Source organism: Kitasatospora sp. NPDC004799, assembly GCF_040609095.1.
In the GTDB taxonomy this organism is placed as follows: Bacteria; Actinomycetota; Actinomycetes; order Streptomycetales; family Streptomycetaceae; genus Kitasatospora.
In genome coordinates, this window is the sequence record NZ_JBEXJK010000544.1 from 1 (window position 1) to 4,686 (window position 4,686).

General features: G+C 75.7%; 4 protein-coding genes and 2 pseudogenes. 3 read left to right on the forward strand and 3 right to left on the reverse strand.

The genetic code is table 11. The features are described from left to right. Window positions 1-409: 409 nt before the first annotated feature. The gene (dacB, locus tag ABZW03_RS37590) at window positions 410-2,047 is read right to left on the reverse strand and encodes a D-alanyl-D-alanine carboxypeptidase/D-alanyl-D-alanine-endopeptidase (RefSeq protein ID WP_355268888.1); all 1,638 of its coding nucleotides are present in this window, start codon (window positions 2,045-2,047) and stop codon (window positions 410-412) included. Between the two features lie 76 nt (window positions 2,048-2,123). Here dacB and ABZW03_RS37595 point away from each other — a divergent pair, with 76 nt between their 5' ends. From ABZW03_RS37595 to ABZW03_RS37605, 3 genes and pseudogenes are all read left to right on the forward strand, one after another. Beyond that, window positions 2,124-2,615 (forward strand): inorganic diphosphatase, encoded by a 492-nt coding sequence (locus tag ABZW03_RS37595; RefSeq protein WP_030059594.1) that lies wholly within the window; start codon window positions 2,124-2,126, stop codon window positions 2,613-2,615. Between the two features lie 227 nt (window positions 2,616-2,842). Beyond that, complete coding sequence (locus ABZW03_RS37600; RefSeq protein WP_355268890.1) at window positions 2,843-3,511, forward strand: biliverdin-producing heme oxygenase; 669 nt, start codon at window positions 2,843-2,845, stop codon at window positions 3,509-3,511. 151 nt (window positions 3,512-3,662) lie between these two features. After that, a pseudogene (locus ABZW03_RS37605) lies at window positions 3,663-3,878 on the forward strand (hemin ABC transporter ATP-binding protein); the annotation flags it as partial. A gap of 34 nt (window positions 3,879-3,912) precedes the next feature. Here the strand turns inward: ABZW03_RS37605 and ABZW03_RS37610 are convergent. Together ABZW03_RS37610 and ABZW03_RS37615 are read right to left on the reverse strand one after the other, a co-directional pair. Then, window positions 3,913-4,122, reverse strand: a complete 210-nt coding sequence (locus ABZW03_RS37610) for a dodecin (RefSeq protein WP_224285507.1) — start codon at window positions 4,120-4,122, stop codon at window positions 3,913-3,915. Between the two features lie 149 nt (window positions 4,123-4,271). Beyond that, window positions 4,272-4,589 (reverse strand): annotated as a pseudogene (locus ABZW03_RS37615) (asparaginase); the annotation flags it as partial. Window positions 4,590-4,686: the final 97 nt, after the last annotated feature.

Below are 4,686 nucleotides of genomic sequence, written 5' to 3' on the forward strand. Positions count from 1 at the left end.
GCCCCGGGCTGGTCCTGGAACGTGTTCGCCGATCTGGAGCGGATCTGGTCGTACCCGTTCATGGTCGCCGCCTTCTGGGCGGGGACGGCCGTCGCGACCTGGCCGTCCACCTGGGCGATCGGGCGGGCGGGCGCGCTGACCGGGCCGGCGGCGGCCCTCGCCCAACGCCCCGTGGCCGCACGGGCTCCGGCTCCAGCCCCGGCCAGGAACCGGCGGGTCCCGCCGTGCCGGGCGAGCGACGGCCCACCGCGGCGGGAGGTCCTCGGTGAACCGTCGGCGAGGCCGTGGGAGGCACACCGGGCGGCCTCGGGCGCCGAAGTCCGCGGTCCGGCGCGGCGGTCGACGGTGCGACCGCCGGTCCTCGCGGTGGACGAGGGCGCCGACCCGTCGGCGGCCGGGGGCGGGTGGGTCAGTGGCAGCCGCAGGTGGTGAGGCGGGCGGCGATGCGGTCCATGGCGGCGCGGGCGGCGTCGGCGGGGGCGGTGGTGCGGGTCATGACGGCGAAGGCGAGCAGGCGGCCGTCGGCGTCGACGACGGTGCCGGCCAGGGTGTTGACGCCGCTGAGGGTGCCGGTCTTGGCGCGGATCAGGCCGGCCGCGTCGGCGGCGCCGGACCCGGAGCCGTAGCGCCTGTTGAGGGTGCCGGTGAATCCGGCGACCGGGAGGCCGGTGAGCACCGGACGCAGCGTGGGGTGCTGCTCGGAGGCGGCCAGCGCGAGCAGCCGGACCAGGACGGCGGGCGGGATCTCGTTGCCCGTGTGCAGTCCGCTGCCGTCGTTCAGCACCACGCCGGTCATCGGCACGCCGAGCCGGGCGAGCTCCTGGGTGACGGCGGCCGCGGCACCCTCGAAGCTCGCCGGCTGGTGGGCGACGACGGCGACCTGACGGGCGATCGCCTCGGCGAGCTGGTTGTCGGAGGTGGTCAGCAGGCGTTCGACGAGCCGGGCCACGGTCGGCGAGAAGACGTCGCCGAGCGGGACCTGGCCGCTGGCGGCCGGGGCGGGGGCGGGCGTGGCGGCGGGCTTGGCACCTGTCACGGTGATGCCGCGGGCCTTGAGCAGCGCGGCGAAGGCCTCGGCGGCCGCGGCCGCCGGATCGGCGACCCGGTCCGGCGCGTCGTCCCGGCTCTTCGGGTCCACCCTGCCCTCGTCCACCATCAGCGGGACCACCAGGGCGATGTTCTGCGCGTCGTGGTTCCGGTGCTGCGGGCTGCCCGCGTACAGCGACAGGTCGTAGTCCAGCTGGACCGTCGTGGTGCCGGCGCCCTTGAGCGCGTCGGCGGTCTGCTGGGCGAGGGCGTCCAGCGAGGCCGGGGCGGTGTCGGCGTCGGCCGGCTGCCCGCCGATCTGCACCTGGTCGGCGGGCAGCGCGGTGAGCGTCGGGTCGCCGCCGCCGACCAGGACGATCGTGCCCGGGTCCGTGCCCCGGACCACCCGGGTGTGCAGCCGGGTCTCGCCCGGGATGAGCGACAGGGCCGCGATGGCGGTGGCCAGCTTGGTGGTGGAGGCCGGGGTGGCCGGGGTGTTCTCCCCGGCGCCGTACAGGAGTTGGCCGGTGGCGGCGTCCGCGACGGCGAAGGTCAGGTCGCCGAGGTTCCGGTCGGCGCGGACGGCGGCCAGCGCCTGCTGGAGGCCCTGCGCGGTGGGGACGGCGGCACCCGCGCCGTCGACGGCGGCCAGGACGGCACCCGGCGCGGGGGCCGGGCGGGCACCGGGCGCGTCGCTGCCGCCGGTGGCGGGCGCGGTGGGCACGGCGGGCCCGGAGGCGGCGGGCGGCGCGGCCCGCCGGGTGGGCGCGGCGCCCGGAGCCTCGTCCGACCCGGGCTTGGCACCGCCCTTGCCGTGGTCGCCCTTCCGCCCGTCGTGGCCGCCCGGCCCGTCGTGGCCCTCGTCCCCGCCCGGGCCGGCGCTGTGCCCGCCCGGCGGCGCGAGGGGCTGCGCATACGCACCGCCCGGGGCCAGGACCGTACCGACGACCAGCAGCGCCACCCCGAACAGCCCCGCGGCCGTCCCCCCGCGGCGGCGCGGCGACCCTCCCCCTGCTCCCACCGACCGGCCCCTTTCCCGAGCACTCACTCCCGTAGGAGACACTTGGATTCTGTCAGTCCCTACCTTGGAGGAACCGTTGGAGTTCGACGTCCTTATCGAAATCCCGAAGGGCTCTCGTAACAAGTACGAGGTCGACCACGAGACCGGCCGTCTGCGGCTCGACCGGATGCTCTTCACCTCGACCCGCTACCCGGCCGACTACGGTTACGTCGAGGGCACGCTCGGCGAGGACGGCGACCCGCTGGACGCCCTGGTCATCCTGGACGAGCCGACCTTCCCGGGCTGCCTGATCAAGTGCCGCGCCATCGGCATGTTCCACATGACCGACGAGGCCGGCGGCGACGACAAGCTGCTCTGCGTCCCGGCGACCGACCCGCGCTGGGAGCACCTGCGCGACATCCACCACGTGTCGGAGTTCGACCGCCTGGAGATCCAGCACTTCTTCGAGGTCTACAAGGACCTGGAGCCCGGCAAGTCCGTCGAGGGCGCCAACTGGGTCGGCCGCGCCGAGGCCGAGGCCGAGGTCACCGCTTCGATCAAGCGTCTGGCGGAGCAGGGCGGTCACTGAGCCGTCGTTCCGATCTCGTCGATCGAGGGCGGTTCGAGGTAGGTCGGGACAGCCTGGGCCGGGGTTCGCGGATTCGTCCGCGGGCCCCGGCCTCTGTCGTGCCCGGGGGCGGAACGCCTTGCCGACAGCCTGTCGGCATGATGTGAAGTCAGGTTAGGCTAACCAAAGTTGCCGACCGATCCGCACCGGCCGGTTCCGCACCGGCCGATCCCGACCCTGGAGGCCGCATGCCCGCGCCCGCGCCCGTCCCGTTCTCCACCGTGCTCCGCACCGCCAGCAGCGAGGAGCACGAGGCGGCCGAACAGTCCTCGTTCATGAGCCGGCTGCTGGGCGGCCGGCTCGGGATCGAGGCGTACGCCGACCTCACCGGCCAGCTCTGGTACGTCTACCGGGCCCTGGAGAGCCGGGCCGAGGAACTCGCGGAGCACCCGCTGGCGGGCCCCTTCATCGACCGGGCGCTGCTGCGCACCGCCGCCGTCGAGCGCGACCTGGCGCACCTGCGCGGGCCCGGCTGGCGGGACGGCCTGGCGCCGCTGCCGGCCACCGCCGCGTACGTCGCCCGGGTGGAGGAGCTGGCCGCCGAGTGGCCGGCCGGGTACCTCGCGCACCACTACACCCGCTACCTGGGCGACCTGTCGGGCGGCCAGATCATCCGGGGCGTGGCGGAACGGACCTGGGGTTTCGAGCGCAAGGGCGACGGCGTGCGGTTCTACGTCTTCGAGGAGGTCGACAACCCGGCCGCCTTCAAGCGCGCGTACCGGGCCAAGCTGGACGCGGCCGGGGAGGCGATGGACGAGGTCGAGCGGCGCCGGGTGGTCGAGGAGTGCAAGCGGGCCTTCGTGCTCAACGGAGCGGTGTTCCGCGACCTGGACGCGCGCTACCCGCTGAGCGCCTGACGGAGGGCATGAACGTTTCTCCTCGGCACGACCGAACACGGGAAGGCCCCGGCGGGCGACCGCCGGGGCCTCTCGGTTTCCCCGCCCCGCGTCAGGCCTTGACCGGGCCACGCCGGTCGCGGACCAGCACCGTGGCGCTGCCGCCGCCCGGGCCGCCGGGGACGGCGTGGTCGTGGTGCTGCACGACCTGTCCCTGGCGGCGGCCTACGCCGACCGGGTGGTCCTGCCGACGGGCGGGGCGACGGTCGCCGACGGGCCGGCCGCCGGGGTGCTGCGGGCGCCGCTGCTCAGCGAGGTGCACGGGCACCCCGTGGAGGTGCCGGCGCACCCGCGCACCGGGGTGCCGCTGGTGCTGCCGGAGCGCTGAGCCCCGGACCCGCCCCGAACGTCCCGGACCGCGCTCAGTCCTCCAGCCGGAAGCCGACCTTCATGCACACCTGGTAGTGCTTGATCCGGCCGTCCTCCAGGTGGCCCCGGACCTGCGAGACCTCGAACCAGTCGAGGTTGCGCAGCGTCCGGGAGGCCCGCTCCACCCCGTTGCGGATCGCGGCGTCGACGCTCTCGGTCGAGGACCCGACGATCTCGGTCACCCGGTACACATGGTCGGTCATGGCGGACTCCTCAGCTGTGCGACGGCCCCCGGTCCACCGTGCACCGGCCCGGGGCCGCCCGCACCCCGACGGGCGGCCGCCGACCGCCGTACGCACGATCCGGGGAGCGCCGCCCGGAAGGCCGCCCGGAAGACCGCCCGGAGGGCCGGCTAGAAGGCCGCCCGCACCTCGCCGACCGGTATGCCGCCGCCGAGCAGCGGGGCCGCGCCGATCCGCTCCACGGTCTCCTCCGCCCCGGCCACCCCGAGCCGGCGCAGCGCGGCCGCCAGCACCGGGCCGCGGGCCCGCTCGGCGCCGTCCTCGATCTTGAAGGCCAGCGCCCGCCCGTCCGGCAGCGCGACCACCTGGACGGCCTCGGCGCCCATCTTGGACAGCGCGCCCGGCACCGCCCGCATCAGCCAGGTGTCGGCCCGGCGGGTGCCGGCCACGTACTCGGGGTGGGCGCGCATCGCGTCGGCGACGCGGCGCAGCGAGGTGGGCCAGGAATCCGGCGGCCATCTGGGAGCGGCCGGCGTTGTAGACGCAGACGAACAGCACGGAGGCTACGGGGGAGGTGGTCATCTC

What these genes read in the sequence shown, in the direction of transcription:
- ABZW03_RS37610 (WP_224285507.1), bottom strand. Translation starts at nt 4,122, where the DNA reads ATGACCGACCATGTGTACCGGGTGACCGAGATCGTCGGGTCCTCGACC.
- ABZW03_RS37600 (WP_355268890.1), top strand. Translation starts at nt 2,843, where the DNA reads ATGCCCGCGCCCGCGCCCGTCCCGTTCTCCACCGTGCTCCGCACCGCC.